The 23,178-nt window shown below is 72.3% G+C and carries 16 protein-coding genes; 6 read left to right on the forward strand and 10 right to left on the reverse strand.

The window, feature by feature from the left end:
• Positions 1-480 precede the first annotated feature (480 nt).
• Together ACFWVP_RS33080 and ptsP are read left to right on the forward strand one after the other, a co-directional pair.
• Positions 481-930, forward strand: a complete 450-nt coding sequence (locus ACFWVP_RS33080; protein ID WP_056787396.1) for a PTS glucose transporter subunit IIA — start codon at positions 481-483, stop codon at positions 928-930.
• An 84-nt stretch (positions 931-1,014) separates the two neighbouring features.
• Positions 1,015-2,685 carry a phosphoenolpyruvate--protein phosphotransferase gene (ptsP, locus tag ACFWVP_RS33085; protein WP_384501692.1) on the forward strand — a complete coding sequence of 557 codons (1,671 nt, stop codon included), beginning with the start codon at positions 1,015-1,017 and terminating at the stop codon, positions 2,683-2,685.
• 103 nt (positions 2,686-2,788) lie between these two features.
• On the opposite strand, the gene ACFWVP_RS33090 is transcribed toward ptsP, so the two are convergent.
• Entirely contained in the window at positions 2,789-3,703 is a 915-nt protein-coding gene (locus ACFWVP_RS33090; protein WP_384501693.1) for a hypothetical protein, read from the reverse strand.
• A 92-nt stretch (positions 3,704-3,795) separates the two neighbouring features.
• The gene (locus ACFWVP_RS33095) at positions 3,796-5,772 is read right to left on the reverse strand and encodes an acetoacetate--CoA ligase (RefSeq protein WP_384501694.1); all 1,977 of its coding nucleotides are present in this window, start codon (positions 5,770-5,772) and stop codon (positions 3,796-3,798) included.
• Positions 5,773-5,990: 218 nt separating this feature from the next.
• Here ACFWVP_RS33095 and ACFWVP_RS33100 point away from each other — a divergent pair, with 218 nt between their 5' ends.
• Positions 5,991-8,354 (forward strand): glycoside hydrolase family 31 protein, encoded by a 2,364-nt coding sequence (locus ACFWVP_RS33100; protein WP_384501695.1) that lies wholly within the window; start codon positions 5,991-5,993, stop codon positions 8,352-8,354.
• On the opposite strand, the gene ACFWVP_RS33105 is transcribed toward ACFWVP_RS33100, so the two are convergent.
• On the reverse strand, positions 8,345-8,857 hold the full coding sequence (locus tag ACFWVP_RS33105; protein WP_384501696.1) for an NUDIX domain-containing protein: 513 nt from the start codon (positions 8,855-8,857) through the stop codon (positions 8,345-8,347). The two genes, ACFWVP_RS33100 and ACFWVP_RS33105, sit on opposite strands and share 10 nt — an antisense overlap.
• A gap of 60 nt (positions 8,858-8,917) precedes the next feature.
• On the opposite strand from ACFWVP_RS33105, the gene ACFWVP_RS33110 reads away from it, so the two are divergent.
• Both ACFWVP_RS33110 and ACFWVP_RS33115 read left to right on the forward strand, forming a co-directional pair.
• A complete protein-coding gene (locus ACFWVP_RS33110) occupies positions 8,918-9,724 on the forward strand; it encodes a M15 family metallopeptidase (RefSeq protein WP_384501697.1) in 807 nt (268 codons plus the stop codon).
• A 121-nt stretch (positions 9,725-9,845) separates the two neighbouring features.
• Positions 9,846-10,196 (forward strand): Mpo1-like protein, encoded by a 351-nt coding sequence (locus ACFWVP_RS33115; RefSeq protein ID WP_384501698.1) that lies wholly within the window; start codon positions 9,846-9,848, stop codon positions 10,194-10,196.
• A 138-nt stretch (positions 10,197-10,334) separates the two neighbouring features.
• Here ACFWVP_RS33115 and ACFWVP_RS33120 read toward each other — a convergent pair whose 3' ends face one another.
• Genes ACFWVP_RS33120 through ACFWVP_RS33135 form a run of 4 tightly spaced genes read right to left on the reverse strand, consistent with a single transcriptional unit; the run spans position 10,335 to position 14,624 of the window.
• Entirely contained in the window at positions 10,335-10,940 is a 606-nt protein-coding gene (locus ACFWVP_RS33120; protein ID WP_384501699.1) for an ATP/GTP-binding protein, read from the reverse strand.
• Positions 10,921-11,358 carry a DUF742 domain-containing protein gene (locus ACFWVP_RS33125; protein WP_384501700.1) on the reverse strand — a complete coding sequence of 146 codons (438 nt, stop codon included), beginning with the start codon at positions 11,356-11,358 and terminating at the stop codon, positions 10,921-10,923. The genes ACFWVP_RS33120 and ACFWVP_RS33125 overlap by 20 nt, the downstream gene beginning before the upstream one ends.
• 9 nt (positions 11,359-11,367) lie before the next feature.
• Entirely contained in the window at positions 11,368-11,811 is a 444-nt protein-coding gene (locus ACFWVP_RS33130) for a roadblock/LC7 domain-containing protein (protein ID WP_384501701.1), read from the reverse strand.
• Positions 11,808-14,624 carry a nitrate- and nitrite sensing domain-containing protein gene (locus ACFWVP_RS33135; RefSeq protein WP_384501702.1) on the reverse strand — a complete coding sequence of 939 codons (2,817 nt, stop codon included), beginning with the start codon at positions 14,622-14,624 and terminating at the stop codon, positions 11,808-11,810. Before ACFWVP_RS33135 ends, ACFWVP_RS33130 begins: the two co-directional genes overlap by 4 nt.
• Before the next feature lie 520 nt (positions 14,625-15,144).
• Here ACFWVP_RS33135 and ACFWVP_RS33140 point away from each other — a divergent pair.
• Positions 15,145-15,576: a hypothetical protein gene (locus tag ACFWVP_RS33140; RefSeq protein WP_384501716.1), complete on the forward strand. Its 432-nt coding sequence runs from the start codon at positions 15,145-15,147 to the stop codon at positions 15,574-15,576.
• Between the two features lie 79 nt (positions 15,577-15,655).
• On the opposite strand, the gene ACFWVP_RS33145 is transcribed toward ACFWVP_RS33140, so the two are convergent.
• The 3 genes from ACFWVP_RS33145 to ACFWVP_RS33155 form a co-directional block, all read right to left on the reverse strand.
• Positions 15,656-20,428, reverse strand: a complete 4,773-nt coding sequence (locus ACFWVP_RS33145) for a hypothetical protein (protein WP_384501703.1) — start codon at positions 20,426-20,428, stop codon at positions 15,656-15,658.
• Between the two features lie 62 nt (positions 20,429-20,490).
• Positions 20,491-21,402: a hypothetical protein gene (locus tag ACFWVP_RS33150; protein WP_384501704.1), complete on the reverse strand. Its 912-nt coding sequence runs from the start codon at positions 21,400-21,402 to the stop codon at positions 20,491-20,493.
• Between the two features lie 199 nt (positions 21,403-21,601).
• On the reverse strand, positions 21,602-23,128 hold the full coding sequence (locus ACFWVP_RS33155; protein WP_384501705.1) for a hypothetical protein: 1,527 nt from the start codon (positions 23,126-23,128) through the stop codon (positions 21,602-21,604).
• Positions 23,129-23,178: the final 50 nt, after the last annotated feature.

Genomic DNA, 23,178 nt, shown 5'->3' on the forward strand with positions numbered 1-23,178 from the left:
GTCCCGTTTCACCGGGGCCCTCCGGGCGCTTCCCTTCGTTCTTGCGTTTCCGACTCTATCAGACTCTTTCGTGTCCGATTCCCGGTCGAAGCGGGACCCTTGCGAAGCAAGAGAATTCTTTTTCTCGCTTTCCAGTTCTTCGCTCTCGCGTTTCCCTTTCCGGCGAGTCCGACTCTATCAGGCCTTTCCCTATTCCCTTGACCACGTCCTGCAGACATGCAGGTGCGCCGATCAGAGTTACAGTCTGGGCTTGAGAGTCGCCGCCGACCCCCGACTCAAAGTCGCGTTGGGGCCAGGCAGGAGTACGACAGTACAGGTCGCTGTGAGACGAGGCAAACCGTTTCCGGTGCACCCCTAGGTCCGCCAACCGGTAGGTCTCGGGCGGAACCGGGACTTCATATGACTTACGCTGCTGGTCAGTACGCCGTCCTCCATCCGCCGCGGCGGCGACATACGAATCTCCACCCCTGGGAGGCTCCCATGACCACAGTGACGTCCCCTCTTGCCGGCCGCGCCATCGGGCTCACCGCGGTTCCCGACCCGGTCTTCTCCGGCGCGATGGTGGGTCCCGGTACCGCCATCGACCCTGTGCGCGAGCCGTCCGAGGCCGTCTCGCCGGTCGACGGCATCATCGTCTCCCTCCACCCGCACGCCTTCGTCGTCGTGGACGACCAGGGACACGGGGTGCTGACCCACCTCGGGATCGACACCGTGCAGCTCAACGGCGAGGGCTTCGAGCTCCTCGTGAACAAGGGGGACACGGTGACCCGCGGCCAGGGCATCGTGCGCTGGAACCCGGCGGCCGTCGAGGCGGCCGGCAAGTCGGCCATCTGTCCGGTCGTGGCGCTCGAAGCCACCGCCGACTCCCTCTCCGACGTGCGTGAGGACGGCGACGTGAAAGTCGGCGACGTGCTGTTCGGCTGGCAGTGACACCCTCGGCCCCGTAGTCGGGGCATCAGCCAGTCGGCAATTCATCGCGGTGGCACGGCCGCCGCACAATCGGAGACGGGTCACATGGAGACAACGCTGCGAGGCGTCGGCGTGAGCCACGGAGTGGCGATCGGCGAAGTTCGGCACATGGGTACGGCGGTGCTGGAGCCGCCCGCCAAACAGATTCCCGCGGAGGAGGCCGAGCGCGAACAGGGGCGTGCCCGCCAGGCCGTGGAAGCTGTTGCGGCCGACCTGATCGCACGCGGCAACCTGGCAGGGGGCGAGGCGCAGCACGTCCTCGAGGCCCAGGCCATGATGGCGCAGGACCCCGAGCTCATGGCCGATGTGGATCGCCGCATCGCTGTCGGCAGCACCGCGGAGCGCGCCGTGTACGACGCGTTCGCCTCGTACCGGGCGTTGCTGGCCAACGCCGGGGAGTACCTGGCAGGGCGTGTCGCCGACCTCGACGACGTACGCAACCGGATCGTGGCGCGGCTGCTCGGTGTTCCCATGCCGGGTGTACCGGACAGCGACGAGCCGTACGTACTGATCGCCCGCGATCTCGCTCCGGCCGACACCGCGCTGCTCGACCCGACGCTGGTGCTCGGGTTCGTCACCGAGGAGGGCGGGCCGACCAGCCACAGCGCGATTCTCGCGCGGGCGCTCGGAGTGCCCGCTGTCGTGGCCCTTCCGGGAGCGGGCGAGATCGCCGAGGGCACCGTCGTCGCGGTGGACGGCAGCACCGGTGAGATCTTCGTCGAGCCGAGCCAGGAGAAGCGCGCCGAGATGGAGAGCGCCGCGGCGGCCCGCCGGGCGGCGCTGTCGGCCACCACCGGCCCCGGTGCCACGTCCGACGGGCACAAGGTGCCGCTGCTCGCCAATGTCGGCGGCCCCGCCGACGTGCCCGCGGCGCTGGAGGCCGGCGCCGAGGGTGTCGGACTGTTCCGTACGGAATTCCTGTTCCTGGACGACAGCAAGCAGGCTCCCTCCGAGGAGAAGCAGGTCGCGGCGTACCGCGCGGTGCTCGAGGCGTTCCCCGAGGGACGCGTCGTCGTGCGGGTGCTCGACGCGGGTGCGGACAAGCCACTGGACTTCCTGACTCCGGCGGACGAGCCGAACCCCGCCCTCGGTGTCCGTGGGCTGCGCAGCCTGCTGGACCACCCCGATGTGCTGCGGACCCAGCTGACGGCCCTGTCCAAGGCCGTCGAGGGGCTGCCCGTCTACCTCGAGGTCATGGCCCCGATGGTGGCCGACCGTGCCGACGCCAAGGCGTTCGCGGACGCCTGCCGCGAGGCCGGGCTGCAGGCGAAGTTCGGTGCGATGGTGGAGATTCCGTCCGCCGCGCTGAGGGCGCGCTCGATCCTGCAGGAGGTGGAGTTCCTCTCGCTGGGTACCAACGACCTCGCGCAGTACACCTTCGCCGCCGACCGTCAGGTGGGTGCCGTGTCCAGGCTGCAGGACCCTTGGCAGCCCGCGCTGCTGGATCTCGTCGCGCTGTCGGCCGAGGCCGCGCGGGCCGAGGGGAAGAGCTGCGGTGTCTGCGGTGAGGCCGCAGCCGATCCTCTGCTCGCCTGCGTGCTGACCGGTCTGGGTGTCACCTCCCTCTCGATGGGTGCGGCGTCGATTCCGTATGTGCGCGCGACACTGGCGAAGCACACGCTCGCGCAGTGCGAGCGTGCGGCGTCCGCCGCGCGTGCGTCGGACTCCGCCGAAGAGGCACGGGTCGCCGCACAGGCGGTGCTGTCCGGCGAGTGACGCCTCAGGCGGACAGCCGGGTGTGACGAAGCGATGAAGGGGTTCCCGCCGGTTCCGGCCGACGGGAGCCCCTTCGCCTTGTCAGCGATACGTCAGCCACACGTCAGTGATGCGCCTCCGGCTCGTCCGCACCGATGTCGAAGCCCGCGCGGTACTCGACCCCGGACTCGGGTGGGACGGGCTCGCCCGTGTCGGCGTCGGTGCAGTAGGCGCTGAAGACCTCGCCCGCCGTGAGCGGGACGAGCCCGCCCCGCACCAGGCGCCAGCCGTGCACACGGTCCGGGCTGTCCGGTGCCGTGATGCGCAGGACGACCCCTCCCCCGGTCTCAAGTGCGACGCCCACCGCGAGCACGGTAACAAACTCCGCCCCTTCCGCCGAGGCGAGTCGGACCGGTCCCTCGGCGTCCCGTGCGGTGTGGACGACGGCGATGAGCTGTTCGTTCTCCGTGGGGGTGCTGCAGACCAGGTGGTGCGCGCCCGGTCCCGCCGTCTCCAGCAGGCGCGTCAGCAGGTGGGAGGCCCGGTCGAAGGCGGCACGGCCGATCTCCTGCCCGCATTCGGCGCAGTCCCCGAGGTCCGCCAGGAGCATCGTGGCGTACTCCCAGGTGGCGCGGCGGACCGCTCGTGAGACGAGGAGCGGGATCAGGCTGTCGAGTGGCTGGCCGGTGTACGCCACGGTCGCGCCGGCCGACGCGATGTCGGCGACGAAGCGGCTGCGGCTGGTCCGCTCGTGCGGGTCGAGGCCGGATTCGGTGCAGAACTCCGCGTAGTCGTCCGGGTCGAAGAGGGCGACCGTGGTGTGCATGCCCTGCGCTGCGAGCGTCTTGAGCAGGCCTTCGACCTGCTGGAGATAGACGGAGTGGTCGTCGAAGACGAAGCTCCGGTAGTGACGCATCGCCGCGAAGTCCTCGGCGTCGACCAGAAGGCCGACGGTGCTGGGTGCTTCGCGGCGCAGTGCGCGTCGCATGGATGTCCCGGAACGGTGCCGGGTGTGCTTGGTCTGCCCGGTGTACGCCATGAGTCCCCCTGTGCCCTGTCGAGCTGTGTTCCGCCGAACGATGCTCACTCAGAGTAATCAAGGGGACTGACAGTGGAGCCCCCGTGACCGGGTCACCGGCGCTCGCGGGCCAGGTCCTCGTAGAAGTGGAGGAGTTCGAGGTTGTCGATGGAGCCGGGATTGACCGCCTTGGCCAGGGCTGTTCCCTGGAGGAGGCGCTTGACCGGAACCTCGATGCGCTTGCCGGTGAGGGTGTGCGGGATGCCGGGAACTTCGATGACCTCGTCGGGCACATGGCGGGGTGAGAGGTGCTCGCGGATGGTCCGCTTGATGCTGTCGCGGAGGCCTTCGTCCAGCACGGCTCCTTCGGCGAGGTGGACGAAGAGCGGCATCCAGTAGCCGCCGTCCGGCTCCTCGACGCCGATGACGAGGGACTCGCGGATCTCGGGGAGCCGCTCGACCGCTTCGTAGATGTCGGCGGATCCCATCCGTACCCCCTGCCTGTTGAGGGTGGAGTCGGAGCGGCCGTGGATGATGACCGAGCCGTGGTCGGTGAGGGTGATCCAGTCCCCGTGGCGCCAGACGCCGGGGTACATGTCGAAGTAGCTGTCGTGGTAGCGGCTGCCGTCCGGGTCGTTCCAGAAGCGGATCGGCATGGAGGGCAGGGGGCTGGTGACGACGAGCTCGCCGACCTCGCCGGTCAGGGGTTCGCCCGCGGGGCCCCAGGCCTGGAGGTCGGTGCCGAGACAGGGTGCCTGGAGTTCGCCGATGTGGACGGGGAGGGTCGGCACCGCCCCGGCGAAGCAGCTGCAGACGTCCGTGCCGCCGCTGACGGAGGCGATCCAGAGGTCTTCGGCGACTTCGTCGTGGAGCCAGCGGAAGCCGTCGGGCGGGAGCGGGGACCCGGTGGTGGCGACGCACTGGACGCGACTGAGGTCGTGGTCGCGGCCCGGGTGGACGCCTGCCTTCCGGCAGGCCATGACGTAGGCCGCCGAGGTGCCGAAGAGGGTGGCCCCGGTCTGTTCGGCGACGCGCCACTGGGCGCTGACGTCGGGGTAGCCGGGGCTGCCGTCGTACAGCACGACCGTGGTGCCGGTGAGCAGACCGGAGACGAGGAAGTTCCACATCATCCAGCCGGTGGAGGTGTACCAGAAGAAGCGGTCCTCGGGGCCGAGATCGCAGTGCAGGCCGATCTGTTTGAAGTGTTCCAGGAGGATGCCGCCCTGGGACTGGACGATCGCCTTCGGGAGTCCGGTGGTGCCGGAGGAGTAGAGGACCCACAGGGGGTGGTCGAAGGACACCTGCTCGAAGACGGGTTCGGTGTCCGCGGCGGTGAGTTGGGACCATGCGAGGGCGCCCTCGGGCGCATCCGTGCCGAGGAGCGGGATGTGGACGACAGCGCGCAGGGTGGGGAGTTCGCGTCGGAGCTCGGCCACGGTGTCGGTGCGGTCGTGCTCCTTGCCGCCGTAGCGGTAGCCGTCGACGGTGAACAGGACGACGGGTTCCACCTGCTGGAAGCGGTCCAGAACGCTGCGTGCGCCGAAGTCCGGGGCGCAGGAGGTCCAGACGCCCCCGACCGCGGCGGTGGCGAGGAAGGCGACGACCGCCTGCGGGATGTTGGGCAGATAGCCGCTGACCCTGTCCCCCGGGGTGACGCCCAGCGCGCGGAGCTCGGCGGCCAGCGAGCCGACCTGGCGCCGGAGTTCGGACCAGCCGAGGGGAATCTGGGTGTGCGTCTCGTCGACGTACAGCAGGGCCGGGGCCTCGGCGCGCAGCGGGTCCTCGGCCGTACGCAGGGCGTGTTCCGCGTAGTTGAGGGTGGCGCCGGGGAACCATTGGGCGCCGGGCATGGTGCGGTCGCCGAGGACGGTGTCGTACGGGGTGGAGAAGCGCACGTCGAACCAGTCGGCGACGGCCTGCCAGAAGGTGTCGAGCTCGTCCACTGACCAGCGGTGCAGCGCCGGGTAGCCGCCGTCTGCGGGTGCTCCGTGACGTTCGGCCGCCCAGCGCTGGAAGCGGGTGACGGCCGCGGCTTCGACGCGTTCGGGTGCGGGCTGCCAGAGGGGGGCTTCGCCGGCTGCTGAGGTCATGGAGGCTCCCTGGCCTTTCGGGTACGCGGGGTGTGCGTGCGTCGCGCGCACGTGCTGGGGTGTGCGCGTGAGCGGCATTCAGGGACGATGCCACGTGATCGTCCTTCGCACCAGGGTCGGCCTGCCATGTCCGCGTGTCCCGGTGTGTGGTCGGACCACAGGTGAACGGAAGCTGAACGGACCCTGTTCGCGGCCGGCCGGGTGGCAGGGTGGCCTGCATGGATGGTCGTGACCTGGTGCGTTCGGTGAAGATGATCGGTTCGGTGCGGGGAATGCGCACGGTGCGCTCCGCCTGGCGGCGGCGGCGTGCGGACGCGCGGGCGCTTGCGCCGCGCGGTGCGGAGCGGGCGCGGGTGCCCGGCCTGCTGGTGAGTGCCGAGCCCGCGCCGGGCGGTGGTGTCGTGAGGTTCGCCCGTTCGGAGTTGCGCATCCGTGTGTCCGTCGGTGGTGCGGTGTTCTGGTCCTGGGACGGTGCGGAGCCGCTGCCCTCGTACGCGCTGCCGGGAGCCGCGCCGGAGCCGGATCCGCGGGCGGGGCTGGAGCCCGGCAAGAACGGCGGCTGGCAGGTGGTGTCGGAGCGGCTGACGGTGGTCGTGTCGCGGCACGGGGCGGTGGAGCTGCGTACGCCGGGCGGGGTGATGCTGCGCAGGGAGTTGCCGCCCCGCTGGTGGGAGCCGGTGGAGGGAGGGGCCGCGCGGTGGGTACAGCGGTCCGAGGTGCCGGCCGACGCGCGTTTCTTCGGGCTGGGCGGGCGGGCCGGTGGGCCGCGGCTGCGCGGGGGCACGTACCGGCTGTGGAACACGGATCCGGGTGGTCGTTTCGGTCCCGGGGACGATCCGCTGTACCTGACGATGCCGGTGCAGCTGGTGGTGTCGGACGCGGGGACCCATCTGGCGTTCCACGACAACACGTGGTCGGGCCGGGTGACGCTGCGGGAGGGTGAGGAGGGTGCGGGGTCCGGTCATGACCGGCCGGGTACCTGCGAGGTGCGGATGGAGGGCGGTCCGCTCCGCTGCTGGGTGGTCGCCGGTACGCCGGCCAGGGTGCTGCAGGGCTGGACGGCGCTGACCGGTGCGCCCGCGCTGCCGCCGTCGTGGGCGCTGGGTCCGCAGCACGCCCGGTGGGGTTTCGGCAGTGAGGCGCAGGTGCGGCGGGTCGTGGCGGGGTACCGGGAGCGGGGGCTGCCCCTGTCGGTGCTGCATCTGGACATCGATCACTTCGACGGGCACCGGGTGTTCACCGTGGACCGTGAGCGGTTCCCCGATCTGCCGGGGCTGGCGGAGGAGTTGCGCGAGGACGGGGTGCGTCTGGTGTCGATCGTCGATCCGGCGGTGAAGGCGTCGCCGGGCGACGCGCTGTTCGACAGTGGTGGCCGGGTCGGCGCGGCGGGGGCGTTCGTGCGGGATCCGCAGGGCCGTCAGGTGCTCGGTGAGGTGTGGCCGGGCGAGTGCGTCTATCCGGACTTCACCGATCCGCAGGTGCGGGAGTGGTGGGGGACGCTGTACGAGGAGCGGCTCGCGCAGGGCTTCTCGGGGGTGTGGCACGACATGAACGAGCCGGTGGCGTTCTCGGCGTTCGGGGACCCGTCCCTGCCGCGTTCGGCCCGGCACGCGTTGGAGGGCCGTGGCGGGGACCACCGCGAGGCCCACAACGTCTACGGGCTCGCGATGGCGCGGGCCGGCTACGAGGGGCTGCTGCGGCTGCGGCCCGAGGAGCGGCCGTTCCTGTTCTCCCGTTCCGGCTGGGCGGGGATGCAGCGGTACGGGGGTACCTGGTCCGGTGACGTGGCCACGGGGTGGCCCGGACTGCGGGCCTCGCTCGCGCTGGTGCTGGGGCTCGGGCTCTGCGGGGTGCCGTACTCGGGTCCGGACGTGGGGGGCTTCGACGGGTTCCCGTCGCCAGAGCTGTATCTGCGCTGGTTCCAGCTGGGGGCGTATCTGCCGTTGTTCCGTACCCACGCGGCCATCGACGCGGGGCGGCGGGAGCCGTGGGAGTTCGGGCCCGAGGTGCTCGCGCACGCGAAGGCGGCGCTGGAGGAGCGGGAGCGGCTGCGTCCGTACTTCGTGACGCTGGCGCAGCTCGCCCGGCTGACGGGTGCGCCGTATGTCCGGCCGATGTGGTGGGGCGCGTCCGCGGACCGGGCGCTGCGGGAGTGCGAGGACGCGTTCCTGCTCGGTGACTCGCTGCTGGTGGCTCCGGTGATGGAGCACGGGGCGGACCGCAGGGCGGTGCGGCTGCCACGGGGGCGCTGGTACGACACCGCGACCGGGAAGGCGTACGAGGGTCCGGGGCAGGTGCTGGTGGACGCGCCGCTGTCCCGGATTCCGGTGCTGGCGCGGGCGGGTGCCGTGCTTCCGGTGCGGGGTGCGGACGGGAGTATCGAACTGGAGGTGTGGGCTCCGGCGGTGGGCCGCGGCGGGGGCGGGCTCGTCGTCAGGGACGCGGGCGACGGGTGGGCGACGGCGGAGGTCGAGCGGTACACGTCGCGGGTCGCGGACGGGCGTGTGGTGGTCGAGCGGGACGGTGAGGAGGACCGGGTGACGTATCCGGTACGGGTGCGGGGGCTGCCGGGTCAGCGGTAGCGGCCGGCGAACCAGTCGCGTACGGCCTGGGTGTGCAGGGGAAAGGCCAGTTCGCCGGGAACGCGCAGCACGTGGTGTCCCGACGTCTCGTCGGTGGGTGTGGAGGGCGGGAGGTCTTCTGCGGGGCGCGGCGGGAGCAGGCCGAAGAGGAGGAGGTGGCCGTCCGGGGAGCTGAGGGCGTCGGCGAGCCGTACGTCCGTCTCCTCGGCCCTGATGCCGGTCTCCTCGCGCAGTTCGCGGACGACCGCGTGGCGCCAGTCCTCGGTGTGGTCGACGTACCCGCCGGGGAGGGCGATGCCGCCCGTCCGCGGAGGGACGGTGCGGGTGATGACGACGAGTCCGGTGCCGTCCCGGCCGGTGACGGGCAGCAGGGCGACGGCGACGGGCAGGGGGTTGCGGTGGGCGGTGTGCCCGCAGGAGGCGCAGGTGCGTGGCCAGGCCGTGGGTGCGGGCGGGCCGACGGAGTAGGGGGCTCCGCAGTCGCCGCAGTGGGAGTCCTTCACGGGCGGACTGTATCCGATCGCTCTTCTCCTGCGGCCCCGGACCTGATAGACGATGTGCCCATGACAGGAATCGCTCTCGCGCTCCGCACCCTGGCCACCACTGCCGCCACCCTGCTCCTCGTGACCGCCGCCTCGCCGGCGGCGCAGGCCCGGCCCGAACCGAAGGCTCCTCGGCAGTTCGTCGACCTACGCTCCGTCGATCCGACGATCATCACGGAGATGCGGTACACCACCGCGCACACCTTCATGGGTGAGGCGGTGGACGGATACCGGCAGCCCGTGTGCATCCTGACCCGTCCCGCGGCCCTCGCGCTGCGTACCGCGCAGCGGCGTCTCCTGCGCCAGGGCTACTCGCTCAAGGTCTACGACTGCTACCGGCCGCAGCGGGCGGTGGACCACTTCGTGCGGTGGGCGAAGGATCTCGACGACCAGACCATGAAGGACGAGTTCTATCCGCTCGTCGACAAGACGCGTCTGTTCGAGGACGGTTACATCGCGGAGAAGTCCGGTCACAGCCGGGGAAGCACGGTCGACCTGACGCTGGTGAAGCTGCCTGCCCTGCCGACCAGGCCGTACGTGCCGGGTGAGGAGCTGACGGCGTGCTACGCGCCGGAGGACCAGCGCTTCCCGGACAATTCGGTGGACATGGGTACGGGGTACGACTGTTTCGACACCCTGTCGCACACGGACGACCCACGGGTGCTGGGGGTGCGGCGGGCGAACCGGCAGTTCCTCAAGGAGACGCTCACCGGTCTCGGTTTCGTGAATCTGGCCGAGGAGTGGTGGCACTTCACCTACAGGCCCGAAGTCTTCCCGGACACCTATTTCGACTTCCCGGTGGCCCGGCGCTCCGTCGCCGGACACTGACCGCCCGCCCGCGCGGTGAACGGGCGACCGGGACCACCCCCGTGGGCTCCGGCCGCCCGTTCTTCTTATCGGACGCGGAACTGCGCTGTCCGGTTGCCGGTCGAGCCATTACGGTGCCTCCATGTCTCAGCAGACGTTCGATTCGTACGAAGAGTTCTGGCCCTACTACGTCGCCATGCACTCCAGGACGGCGACCAGGTGGGTCCATCTGACCGGAACGCTGACGGGTCTCGCGGTCACCGCGTACGGCCTGGCGCGCGGCCGGAAACGGTACGCCGCGGCACTGCCGCTGATCGGTTACGGGGCCGCGTGGCCGGCGCACTTCCTCATCGAGAAGAACAACCCGGCGACGTTCGGGCACCCCGCGTGGTCGCTGCGCGGCGATGTGCGGATGATCCGGATGATGCTCGCGGGACGGGACCGGGAGCTGGCCCGGACGGCGGCCGAGTGGCTCGCCGAGAACCCCCGGTGACCCGGCGCCGCGCACGGGCTTGACGGCCCGTCACAGCGGGTGAGGACTTTTCCCCCGGCTGTCGCAGGCCGCAACCGGACGCGGCCCGTACCCCGGTCGGCGGGGGTACGGGCGGCGTCCGGGTGCTGTCTCCCGGTCTCAGGTCCTCGCGGGCTCCCGGCTCCGGTCGGCACGCGCCAGGGCGTGCTCTACGACCGCTACGAGCACGTCCCGTACCGACGAGCGGTCGCGCGCGTCGCAGAGCAGTACCGGTACCTCGGGATCGAGGTCGAGCGCCGCCTGCACCGTCCCGGTGGGGAACTCCTCGGCTCCCTCGAAGAGGTTGACCGCGACGGCGAACGGGATCCCGCGGCGCTCGAAGTAGTCGACCGCCGCGAAACAGTCCTCCAGCCTGCGGGTGTCCGCGAGCACGACCGCCCCCAGCGCGCCCTGGGCCAGCTCGTCCCAGAGGAACCAGAAGCGGTCCTGGCCGGGTGTTCCGAACAGGTAGAGCACCAGATCCTCGCGCAGGGTGATCCGCCCGAAGTCCATCGCCACCGTGGTGGTGTTCTTGCCCTCGACTCCGGCGATGTCGTCCACGGGACGGCCCGCCTCGCTCAGTCTCTCCTCGGTGCGCAGCGGTCTGATCTCACTGACCGCCCCCACCAGGGTCGTCTTGCCCACGCCGAAGCCTCCCGCCACCAGGATTTTCAGGGTAACGGGCTCAACGGGCCGCTTGCTGCGGCTAGAGCGCCCGAAGGCCATTGATCACCTCGCGAAGAATGTTCACGTCCGGCAGCTCGGCCGGCGGAACGGGACGGGTGACGTGCACCAGTTCGTCCTCGACGAGGTCAGCGACCAGCACACGGACCACCCCGACGGGGAGGTCCAGTCCTGAGGCGAGCTCGGCGATGGACTGGGGCACGTCGCTGCACAGTTCGACGATCTCCACGTGTTCCGGGGAGAGCGTCTGGTCCCGGCCGGGATCGTCGGCCGCGGGTTCGGGGACGACGATCGCGATCAGGTCGAGTCGGTGGCGGGACGCACTGCTCGTACGCCCCCGGGTCATCGCGTAGGGACGGACCACAGGGCCCGCTTCGGCGTCGTACCAGCGCGAGGAACCCGCATCGGCGGGAGCGTGCGGGGCTCCGGGGGTGGTGTCCCGGACGGAGTCGGCGCTCATGCCATCCCCTCACCCTCCGGCGGGCATACCGGTCGTCCGGGGGGCGTTGGCCAGGTGGGCGCCCACCCGCTTCACCATGAGGGTCATCTCGTACGCCACCTGCCCGACGTCCGAGTCGGAGTCGGCCAGGACGGCGAGACAGCTGCCGTCGCCGGCCGCCGTGACGAAGAGGAAGGCCTCGTCGAGCTCGACGACGGTCTGCCGGACCTTGCCCGCGTCGAAGTGGCGGCCCACGCCCTTGGCGAGGCTGTGGAAACCGGAGGCCACGGCCGCCAGGTGTTCGCTGTCCTCACGGGACAGGTCCTGGGACGTGCCGGTGGCGAGGCCGTCGCTGGAGAGCACCAGCGCCTTGGTGATGCTCGCGACGCGCTCGACCAGTTCGTCGAGGAGCCAATTGAGTTCGCCGGAGCCCTGGCGTGAGGCGTTGCGTGCTGCGGCCTTCGGTGCGGTCATCGACCGTCCCCTCCCGGAGTGGTTCCTGGTGCTGTCTCGCCGGGGCCGGTCACGTCCTCGGCGTTCTGCCGACGGCCGCGCTGCCAGCCGCGTTGAAGCGAAGCCATGCGATTGCGTACTTCGTCCGCGTCACGTTCGAGGTCGTCGTCGGTGTCCGCGGGGACGTGGCCGGGAGTCCGCCCTGCGGAGTCCTCCCGGAGCTGTGGGGCGAGGCTGGCCTGCCGGACCCTGCGCGGCAGGCCGCCCACGGTGTCCGGTGTGGACGGCCGGGAGGTGGACCTGCGCTGCGAGGGGAAGGGCGTCGGGGCCCCGGCTGCCGAGGAGGCGGGGAAGTCGTCCCCGCGCGGGCCCGCCGGGAAGGGTCCGGAGTCGCCTGGGGGCTCCGACGCCGGTCCCGCGGAGGGCACTGAGTGGGAGCCGCCCGCCTCGCCGACCCTGCGGCCCCGGTCGGTGACGAGCGTCGGCGGCTTGCGCCGGGGCAGCGGGGCCGGGCGCATCGGGCGGACGTCCGCCGTGCGTCCTTCGGGCGGGTCGGCGGCCTGCTGGTGCTGCTCGTGGTCGATGCTCCGGCGCAGCTCGCGGGCCCGGAAGATGCCGCCCCGCTCGCTCTCGGTGTCCTCCAGGTCGGACACGCCGTCGAGAACGGGGCCGAGCGCCGGATCGAGGTCCCGGTCGAGCGCCGGGTCGTCGGTGAGTTCCAGTGGCCCCACCGGGCCTTCGAGTTCGACCGGACCGTTCAGGACGGACGGGTCGGTGAGTCCGGTGGGCACCGGGGAGAGCCCCGACGGCCTGCCGGGTATGTCCGCGATGCCGTCCCTGCGGGCCTTGTCGCTGCCGGGGACGCTGCTGCCCGGCCGGCTGCCGCCGATCGCCTTCTCGGCCCGGCGGTCGAGACGGAAGCCGGTGCCGTGCGTGTCGGGCGCGTCGGTGAGCAGCTGTGCCGGGATGAAGACGACCGCGGTCGTCCCTCCGTACGGCGAGGTCTGCAGCGACACCCGGACGTTCTGCCGCTGGGCGAGCCGGCTGACCACGAAGAGGCCTAGCCGGTCGGTGTCGGAGAGCTCGAAGTCGGGTGTCTCGGCGAGCCGCAGGTTGGCGTCCAGGAGGATCTCCGGTGCCATGCCGAGTCCGCGGTCGTGTATTTCGAGCGTGAAGCCGTTGGCCACGCGTTCGCCGTGCACCTGGACCGCTGTGTGCGGGGGCGAGAACACCGTGGCGTTCTCCAGCAGTTCGGCGATCAGGTGGGTGAGGTCGGCCACGGCGGGGCCGCCCACACCGATCCGGGCCAGCCGGCGGACCTCGACGCGTTCGTAGTCCTCCACCTCGGCGACCGCCGCCCGCACCACGTCCATCAGCTGGATGGGCTTGCGCCACTGCCTGGACGGGGCGGCCCCGGAGAGGATCACGAGACCTTCCGCGTGGCGGCGCATGCGGGTGGTGAGGTGGTCGAGGCGGAAGAGGTCGGCGAGTTCGTCGCTGTTCTCGGTACGGCGCTCCATGGTGTCCAGGAGCGTGAGCTGACGGTGCAGGAGCACCTGGTTGCGGCGGGCGAGGTTGACGAAGACCTCGGAGACGCCGCGGCGCATGTCCGCCTGCTTGACCGCTGCCTCGACGGCGGCCCGCTGGAGGGTGTTGAGCGCCTGGCCGACCTGGCCGATCTCGTCCCTCTCGTACTGGAGGTGCGGGGCCTCGGTCTCGACGTCGACCTGTTCTCCGGCGGCCAGTCGCCGCATCACGCTGGGCAGCCGCACCCCGGACACCTCGTGGGCGTCCTTGCGCAGCCGCGAGAGGTCCCGGACGAGGTCGCGGCCCACCCGGACGGAGACGAAGACCGACAGGAGCAGGGCGACGAAACCGAGGACGCCGGCGACTCCGGCCCGGATCAGGACCCGGTAGCCGGCGGGCTCGGCGCGGTCCTGGAAGCGGTTGGACATCTCGGTGCTGTCGTTGGCGAGATGTTCCAGGACCGGCGGGGCCACTTCCTGCCAGCGTGCCGCGTCGACGGTGCCCGGCTTCCTGAACGGCCCGGTGGCGATGAGCTTCTGTTCGGTCGTGCGCAGCGCCTCGGTGTCGGGGCTGTTCCAGTACTGCTCCATCCGCCTGCGCTCGGAGGCCGGAAGGAGCTCCAGGTTGACCTCGTACAGGACCTTGCGGCGGGTGGCGAGGTCGGAGACGACCCGGAGTTCGGGGGCGCCGAGGCGGCCCGCGACGAGTCCGGAGGCGATGAGCGCGTCCTCGCGGGAGAGCATTTCGCGGGCGCGGGAAATACCGACCAGTGCCCGCATCTGTTTGTCGATCGACACGTTCTCCATCGTGTGCAGACCGTTCAGGAAGCGGTAGCAGGGGTCGACGAGTCCGTTGTAGAAGTCGAGGGCCCTGGTCCGGTCGATGGCGCGCTTCTCGACGGAGTCGCGCAGGGCGTACAGACCGTCGACTTCGCCGAGGATGGAGTCGAGCTGTGTCTGCGAGTCCTGGCCCAGCGCTTCGCGGACGTCCTTGCGCTGTGCGCTGCGTCTGACGTCGGCCACGACCCTGTCGGTGACCGCGCGTTGGCGGCGCAGGAGAGGCAGGGCGTCGGAGGCCCGGGGGTCGGCGAGGAAGACGAGCGTCTGACGCCGTTCGGCCTGTACGGCCCGGACGGTGTCCTCGAGCGGGTGGCCGACCGTGTCCATGATGGCGCTCGCGTCCAGCAACTGGCCGGCTTCACGGCCGGTGACGTAGGTGGCGAACACCCACAGTCCCGTGAGAGAGACGAGCGGCACCAGGAGCAACGCCACGATCTTCCTGCGGATGGACTTCCCGCGAAAGCGCATGGCCTCCCCCAGCTCGACCCCGTACCGCGGGGGTGGTTGTCTCGGTGTTGTCCGGTGTTCCGGCGTCGGCCCGCCCGGAAGCCGGTCGGTGTTCCGTCGGTGTTCCGTCAACAAACGGCGTGAGCTTACTACTGACTTACGGACAACTCGAAGGCCTGTCCGGACGATTTTCGGCCGCTCTTCCCGGAGCTGATCACCAGTTGTCCCGGTATTCCCTGAGAGGAAATTCACGAAAGCCACAGAGCGGCCCCGGCACCATGTCGTATACCCGCATGAGGCGGTTGGCTGGAACTCTCCGCTCCGTGACTTTCCGGGGCTTGTTGAGGACGTTCGGCGGGAATCTTCGGGCGTCGGCATTCGTCCTGATGTACGGGGCAGAAAACATGACGGGGGCGTGCGCGGCAGGGCGAAAGGCTCCGCCGGCGTAGAACGGGCGCAAGCCGGGCAGCCACCCATGAGTCGGACAGCGGTGGGGAGTTGAAGGTCCTTGGAAACGGATGAGCGTCGGGGCACGGCGTCGGTGGCGGCAGCCGCGACGACGGCGCCGACGGGCGGAGTGAAAATCCCTCGGCAGCTGTGGGTGGAGGAGCCCGCGCTCCGCCGAAGGATGCCGGATCCGGTGCGGACGGCCGCCGTGCGCGCCGTCATCATCATGTCGCTGACGGTCATTCAGGCCATGGTGGCTTTTCTGTGCACCCTCACGGGGTCGTGGCTGGCTTTCCCGATGGTGCTCAGCGGCGTGGCGGGCACGGTGGTCGCCACCTGGTCCGTGCTGGATGTGTGGGTGACCCGGCAGGTGTGGAACCAGCGCAACGGCGTGGTCTCGGTGCCGAGCAGCACGGCGCGCCGAATGCGGCGCGAGCGGCGTTCGGCGCGGCGTGCCGCCAGGGCGCAGGCGCGCAGGGACTCCCGGATACGGCGCCGGGGCGCGGGTGGGCTCTCCCGAGCCTGATCACCTGCGCTCCGGAGTGCTCACCGGGGCGGACCTCGCACCGCGGCCCGGCGGCCACGGGGCTCCGGCGGGCGTCCGGCTACCGGTCGGCGGCCCGGGGTCCGCCCCGCCCGGGCTGTCCTGCCTCCGGCGGGCCGGTCACCGGCCGACGGCGCAGGGTCGTCTCCCCGCGCATCTCCGGGACAGGCAGTCCGCCCGCGGCATCGGGAGCCGTACCGCTCCGCTTGAACATGCGGGTCGCCGTGATCTCTCCGTGGACGGTCTCACCCTCCGGGTCCTGCTGCGGCAGCCCCGGCCTCAGGTGCTCCTCCACGCTGATGTACTTGAGTCCGGCCCGCAGGTCCGCGTCATTACGGAGGCGGATGACCAGCGGGAACTCTGCGAGCGCCGTCGTGTCGAACAGCCCGGTCGTGTAGAGCAGCTGGACTCCCAGCGCGTCGGAGACGGCGCGCTGGAGTTCCAGCAGGTATGTGGCGTTGGCACGGCCGATGGGGTTGTCGAGGAAGAGCGTGCCGGCGTGGCGGTGCCGGTCCCGGCCACGGTCGTTGCTGCGCAGGGCCGCCATGGTGCAGTACAGCGCGATCGCGGCGGTGAGCAGCTGACCGCCGGAGAAGACGTCGCCCATCTGCCCGACCGGGACGCGCTCCGCGCGGAGCACCGCGTCCGGCTTGAGGATCTCCACGGCGATGCCCTTGGGCTCCAGCGCCGCCTGCACTCCGCGCAGCAGCAGGGACATCCCGTCCCTGCGCAGGTCGGAGTTCTTCTTGAGGGCCGCGTGGGTGGCCTCGTCGACGACCTCGCCGAGCCGCTCGGTGAGGGTGGCCTGGTCGGGCTCCTCGAAGCGGATCCGGAGGAATTCCTGGCCGGACCACTCGCCGAGCCCTTCGGGGAGCTGGGAGAGCCGTTGTGCGGAGCGAAGGGTGGTGAGGGCCGACTCCACGAGACCCCTCAGCCGGTCGACGATGGAGTCGCGGTTGCGCTCCAGCTGGGCGAGCTCGTCGGTGAGCACCCGGAGCCGGGGGGCGAATGCCGTGGCCCACTTCTCGGCGTGGTCGGGCAGGGCCGCCGCCGGGAGTTCTCGGATCTGCTGCCTGGCCGGGGTGCGGACCTGTTCGTAGCGGTTGGAGTTGGCGTGCCGTACGAGCACGTCGCTCGCTTCCCGTACGGCCCCCTCGGCCGCCGACAGGTCGGTGGCGCAGCCGCGCAGTGAGCGCCGGGCGTCGGCGGCGGACCCGCGGGCCTCGTCGAGGGTGCCGGGGTAGGGGTCGGGGGCCTCGGTCTCGTCGTCCGTCCCCTGGTCCCTGAGCAGGTCGCGCAGGAGCGCGGCGGTCTCCTCGAAGCCGCTCACCGACTCCTCGGCGGATCGGTGGGCGCGCAGCAGGTCGGCGTGCGCGGAACGGGCGGTGTCCAGGGCCCCGGTGGCAGAGGCGAGTTCGGCCGTCGCCGTACGGAGCAGGATCTGGGCCTGCTCCGCGTCGGCCGGGGCCAGGTCGGCGGGCAGTTCGGTGTGGTGGGGTTCGTCGTCGGTGGGCGCGAGCCGTTCCGCCTCGCCGCGCAGTCGGCCGAGTTGCTCGCTGGCCGTGGACGCGCGGGTTTCCAGGAGCTGGACGAGGGATTCGGCGCGGGCCGCCGCTGCCTGCCGGGAGGGGCCGTCGGAGCCGTCGGTGCCTTCGAGGAGCTGGGCGGCGCGCGTACGGACCTTGTTGGTGAGGCGGTCGAGCTCCGCCAGTGCGGCGCTCTCGTCGCTCTCGGCGCGGGCCTGCTCGGCGCGCAGGTCGGCGCCGACCCCCACCTTCTCGTACAGCTGGGAAGCGGCCCGGTAGGCCTCGCGCAGGGCGGGGAGGGAGGTGCGGACGGTGCCGGCGGGGGGTTCCGGGAGCGTTTCCGGGGCGCCGGCGATCTCGGCGCGTTCGGCACGCAGGGCACGGGCCGTGCGGTGGGCGTCGTCGGCGGCCCGCTGGGCGGCCCGGCGGTCCTCGTCCGCGGCGCGGGCCCGCTCCAGGCAGACCGTGGCCCGTGCCTCGGACTCGGCGGCCTCGTCGGTCAGTTCACGCAGCCGGGCCTGCCAGGCCGCCCGGTCCCTGAGCCGGTGTGCGAGACCGGCGAGGGCGTCCGCCGCGCGGCGGGCGCGCTGGGCGGCTTCCTGGCGCTCGTCCCGGACGCGCGCGGCGTCGGCGGCGGCCTCGTCGGCCTCGGCGCGGACGGTGCGGGCCTCGGCGAGTGCGGCCTCGGCCGTTTCGGCGGCGGCCCGGGAGGTACGGGCCGCTTCGCCGAGCTCGATGAGCATGCCGGGCGGGCAGTCGGTGCGCCAGGAGCCGATGCGGGCGGCGAGGGATCGGTCGCCGGTGAGCCGGGCCGCGAGCGTCCTGATGTCCTCGTCGCGCGCGGCGGCACGGGCCCTGAGCGCCTGCCGTTCCTCGTCGGCGGCGTGTTCGTCGTGCATCGCCGGGTTCGGCGGGACGAGGAACACCTCGCCCGCACCGCCCGCGCCGGGTGCCGGGACGGGGGCGAGGAGGGCCGCGGTGGTGCCGACGGCCACGGCCGAGCGGGGCAGCAGGGCGGCGCTGCCGAGGACCTCCCGGGCGCGGGTGTGGGCGTCCGGGTCGGTGATGACGACGCCGTCGACGAGCTCGGGACGTGCGACGAGGACTGCGGCGTGGTCGGCGGGGTCGACGGCCTGGGCGAGATAGCGCCAGCCGGGCAGCGCCGGAATGCCGTGCTCACCGAGGTACTCGACGGTGGCGAGGACGTCGGGACCGGGCGGCAGCAGTCCCCCGTCGCCGAGCGCCCCGAGGATGCGCGCGTCGTCGGCAGCGGCGGTACGCAGGTCGAAGAGCCTGCGTTCGGCCGAGGCGATGCCCTGGTCGAGGAGCTCGCGCAGTTCGTCGGCGCTGCTGTCGAACTCCTCGGCGGTGAGGGACTGGGTGTCGCCGCCGGCCGCCTCGTGCCCGCTGCCGTCCGTCACGGCGGCTGCGCGGCGGGGGCGGGGAACGCCGGCGCCGGACGCGGCCGGGAGCCCCAGCAGGTCGGCGAGGCGGTGGTCGGCGGCGATGGACTCGGCGGCCCTGCGCTCGGCCTCGTAGGACTGCTCGGCGGCCTGTGCGCCGTCGGCGGCGCGGGCCGCGGCGAGCTCGGTGCGGCTCTCCGCCGCCGCTGCTTCGCGGGCGTGGTCGGCGGTGGCGCGGGCGGCCTCGCGTGCGGTGTCCCAGGCGGCGACCGCCGCCTTCTCGGCGTCGTTGGCGGCGAGGGCGGCACGGGCCGGGTCTGCGTCCGGCGCGGTGTCGTCGAGCCAGCCGGCCCGTACGGCTTCGGCGGTCTCCTGCTCGACCTCGGCGAGGCGCTGGCGCAGGTGACCGGCTTCGCTGCGGGCGCGCTGGGCCTCGGTGGCCGCGGTGGTGGCGTCGCGGTGCGCGGTCTCACCGGTGGACTGGAGCGTCGCGGAGCGCTCCTCCTCCTCGTCGGCCACCCGCTCGCCCGCCTCGGCGGCGGTGTGCAGGGCGCGTACGAGATCGGCGGCGGCCGTGGCGCGGGCGGCGAGGGCGGGGGCGGCGTCGCGTTCGGCCTCCCGGATCGCCACGGCGACCCTGGCGGACCGGTCGGCGGACGCGCGGTGGCGCAGGACCGCTTCGGCCGCCTGCCAGGCGGCGTGCAGGGTCCGGGCGTCGCCCAGTTCGCGGCGCTGGGCGGCCGCGCCCTTCTCCGCGGCGGTCAGCGCCAGCGACGCGTGCCGGTAGGCGAGCTCCGCCGCGATCAGGGCGCGCCGGCCGCGGGCGGCCTCGGCCTCCGTGACGGTGTGGGCGGTCGCCGTGACCTGCTGGGCGAGCTCGGCGGTGCGGCCGCGTTCCTCGGCGGCGCGGGCGGAGAGCCGGCGGGCGAGGGTGCGGGTGCGGCGCTCGGCACCGGCGTGGACGTCGCGGCTGCGGGACCGGGTGGCGGTGGCTTCGACGATCCGGCCCAGCAGGTCGACGGATCCGGCGGTGAATTCGCGCTCGGCGGTGAGCTCGGCGCGGCGGCCCAGCTTGTTGCCGAATCCGCTGACGAGGTCGGCCAGGCCGTCGGTGTCGCGGGTGTCCGTCACGGCCCGCAGCAGCAGGTCGGTGAAGTCGGAGTCCTTCTTGACCGCGAAGAGACCGGCCGCCTCGCCCTCGTCGGCGTTCATCTCGCGCTGGTAGCGGAAGAGTTCAGGGTCGAGTCCGAGGTCACCGAGGTGTTCGTTCCACCGGTCGTGGATCTCTTCCCAGTGCACGTCGAGGTGCTGGTAGAACTTGCCCGCGTCCATGAGGGCGTCGCGGAAGCCCTTCATCGTACGACGCCTGCCCCGGGCTCCCGAGACGCCTTCCGCGGGGCGGCCCACCGAGGTGGCCTCGGCGACCGGGAGGCTGTCGAGGCCGAGCCCGGGACCGGGGCGGAAGGAGTACCAGGCCTCGGCGAACTTGCGGGGGTCGTTGGAGACCTGACGGCCGCGCCATTCGCTGACCTTGCCGACGACCACGCATTCACCGGTGAGCGTGTGCTGCCACTCCAGGGCGACGTGCCCGCAGTCGTCGGCGAGGAGGAACTTTCGCAGCACACCGGAGCTGGCACCGCCCAGGGTGTTGCGGTGCCCCGGCAGCATCACCGAGAAGATCAGCTTGAGCAGGACGGACTTGCCGCCGCCGTTCTCCAGGAAGAGTACGCCCGCGGGCGCCGGGCGCCGTGGCGGGCCGACCGGTTCGTCCTCGAAGAACTCCGCCTGGGCAGGCGCGGGACGGGGTACGGGTGCCCCGACCCCGCGCAGGTCGAGCACGGTGTCGGCGTAGCGCGCACCGGCGGGCCCGATGGAGTAGAGGCGGACCCGGGACAACTCGTACATGGCGGCGGACTCTCGTCGTTCAGGCAGCGGGTGGGGCGGCGGGCGGGCGTGGGCCCGGCGGGTCAGGAGTGGAAGGGCAGGCCCGCGTCGGCGGCCAGCTCCAGGCTGTCGGGGTCGGGCGGGGGCAGCAGGGTGGCCGATCCGTCCGTGACGGGGACGACGCCGAGCTCCAGCAGCTCGGCCATGGCCGCGCTGCCCGCCATGTCGCGTACCTGGAGCTGGTAGCGGGCGGTGGTGCGGTAGGTGCCGCCCGCGTCGTCGCCGGTGCGCTGGAGGAAGCCCGATTCGGTGAGGAAGGCGACGGCCTTGCCGATGATGCCGGTGGTGGATCCGGCGAGCCGGCGGGCGTCCTTGGTCGCTCCGGTGGCACTGCGCCGGGCGTATATCCGCCAGCCGGACTCCAGTCCCGGGGCGTCGGTGGCAGGGTCGGTGTTGTCGCCCTGTTCCTCGGCGCGCTCCTCCAGCCGGTTGCAGGCGTGGCGCACGAAGGCGTCGACCCCGTTGACGGTGATGCGGCCGATGTAGGCGTCGTCGGCGAGGTCCTCGGGGCGGGGGAAGGCCATGGCGGCCACGGCGAGGTGGGCGAGGCCGTGCAGGAAGCGGTCGGCCGCGTCGGACGAGGCGCGCCGGGCGTAGTCGCCCATGCGTACGGCGAAGACCGAGTCCTCGCCCGCGGTCACTGCCATGCCGGCGCGGGTGGAGACCTCCAGGACGATGAGTCCGAGCCCGGTGGCCACGGCGTCGGCGAGCCGGGCGAAGGCGGGCTCCTCCCGGTAGCGGCGGAGCAGTTCCGCGTATTCGGCGTCGCGTGCGGGCAGCAGCTTGGGCTGCAGCCCGAAGGAGACCAGCCGGGCCGCGTCCGCCGCGTCCGCCGGGGTGACGGCGGCGGGAGCGGCCGGCGGCGCGGTGTCGGCCGCGCGGGCGGGGTACGGATCGCCCCACGCGTCGGTGTGCTCGGCGTGCTGCTCGCTCAACTCGGTGGCTCCTCGGTGCGGGTGCGGCGCTCTCGGCGCGGCTGGGGGTGTCCGGCCGGCGGGCCCGGGGACGTGTGCGGGGCCGGTTCCCGGGACGCCGACGACGCGCCCACGTGGGCCGGCCCGCAGGGGTTCACGACGCGTCCTCGCAGGCCGGTGCGCGATGTGGTCAGGCCGCGTGCCTCCGGCCCGCAGGCGTTCACGACGCGTCTTTCCGGTCCGCGGCCATGCCCGCCGCGTCCAGCAGGGCCATGCCCACTATCAGGTCGGCCCCGCCGAATTCCGGGTCCTCCAGGATCGTTCCGTCGTCGACGGCGAACAGCAGCCTGCGCTCGCCCTGCCGGTAGGCGGTGCCGACCGGCGGGCTCGCCGCGTGGACCGCGAGCAGTGCGACGAGGTAGGGCAGCTCGGTGTCGCGGAGCCGGGCCTCGGCGAGGAGTCCGGAGAGCCGGCGGGGCGCGTCGTGCTCCAGGTCGAGCAGTTCCATGGCGCTCGCGAGCTGCTCCTCGCTGAACCTGCTGTCGTCCGGGGTGGCGATGAGGTCGGGTTCGGGCATCTCGGCGCCGAGGTGCTCCCGCTCCACCGGCGGCGTCAGCAGCATCTCGACGAGGTCGCCTACCCGGACCGAGGTGGGGGTGCGCAGCCCGGTGCCGTGCGCGAAGAAGGCGTCGGTGACCCGGGTGGCCTGCTCGACGGGGAGCGGCAGCACGGGCACGACGAGCTGTCCGTACAGGTCGAGTCCCACCCGTGCGGTGGGGGCTGCGAACGCCTGCCGGTCCTGTTCGGCGCGGAAGAGGGGGCCGGCCTCCAGCAGCCTGGACTGCAGCTGGGTGTGGCGGCGGATGCAGTCCTTCACGATGTCGACGAGCTCGGCGGCGCGCCGCTTGTGCTCGGGCTCCTCCGCCTCGTCCCTGGCCTTGCGGATGTTGGTGAGGATCGCGTTCTCGTGGCGGTAGCGGTCGGCGACGTGGTCCAGCGCCTCGGTGATCATGTCCGGTACGGCGTTGAGCCAGTCGACGGCGCGGACGTTGCGCCGGGTGGCCTCCAGCGTCCTGCGGAGCGTCTCCGCGTACTGGACGGTCCGGTAGCGGGCCTGTTCGGCGGCGAGCTGGGCGTCGGCGAGGCGGCCCCGGCTGATGAGGACCTCCAGCTTCACCTCGGCGGCGATCTGCGCGCTGGTGACGTCGGTGTCCAGCGCGCCGACGAGGACGTTGACCGCTTCGTCGGTGGCGCGGAGGTAGACGGTGCCGCCGTGGCCGGGGACCTCTTCGATGAGCTTGAAGTCGTAGTCCCTGCGGACGTACACGCCGTCGGCGCCGAAGGTGCCGTAGACGGCGCGGAAGCCGCGGTCCACGCTGCCGACGTTGATCAGGTTCTCCAGCACCCAGCGGGCGACGCGCTCGTGCTCGGTGACGGGGCGGCGGGGGGCCTGGGCGCCGACCCGCGGGAGGAGTCTGGCCACTATCTGGTCGTGGTCGGCGCCGGTGTCGAAGTCCATGTTGAGCGTGACCAGGTCGATCGCGGCGAGGGCGACCTCGGCCATCGCGTAGACCGTGTACTCGCCGGCCAGATTCGCCTTGCGGACGTCGAGGTCGTGCAACGGGGCGGTGCAGGCGAGCGCGCGCAGCCGACGCGAGAGCCCCTCGTCGGCGGCGGGGCCCGGGGCGGGCCGCGGCCCCGCGCTGAGCTGGGGCGCAGCGGTGTCGGTGTCGGCAGGCGAAGTCACGCTGAACAGATTAGGTCCTCACACCGACAACGGTCGAAACGGCGCAGAAG

The organism is Streptomyces sp. NPDC058637, assembly GCF_042717325.1.
Taxonomy (GTDB): domain Bacteria; phylum Actinomycetota; class Actinomycetes; order Streptomycetales; family Streptomycetaceae; genus Streptomyces.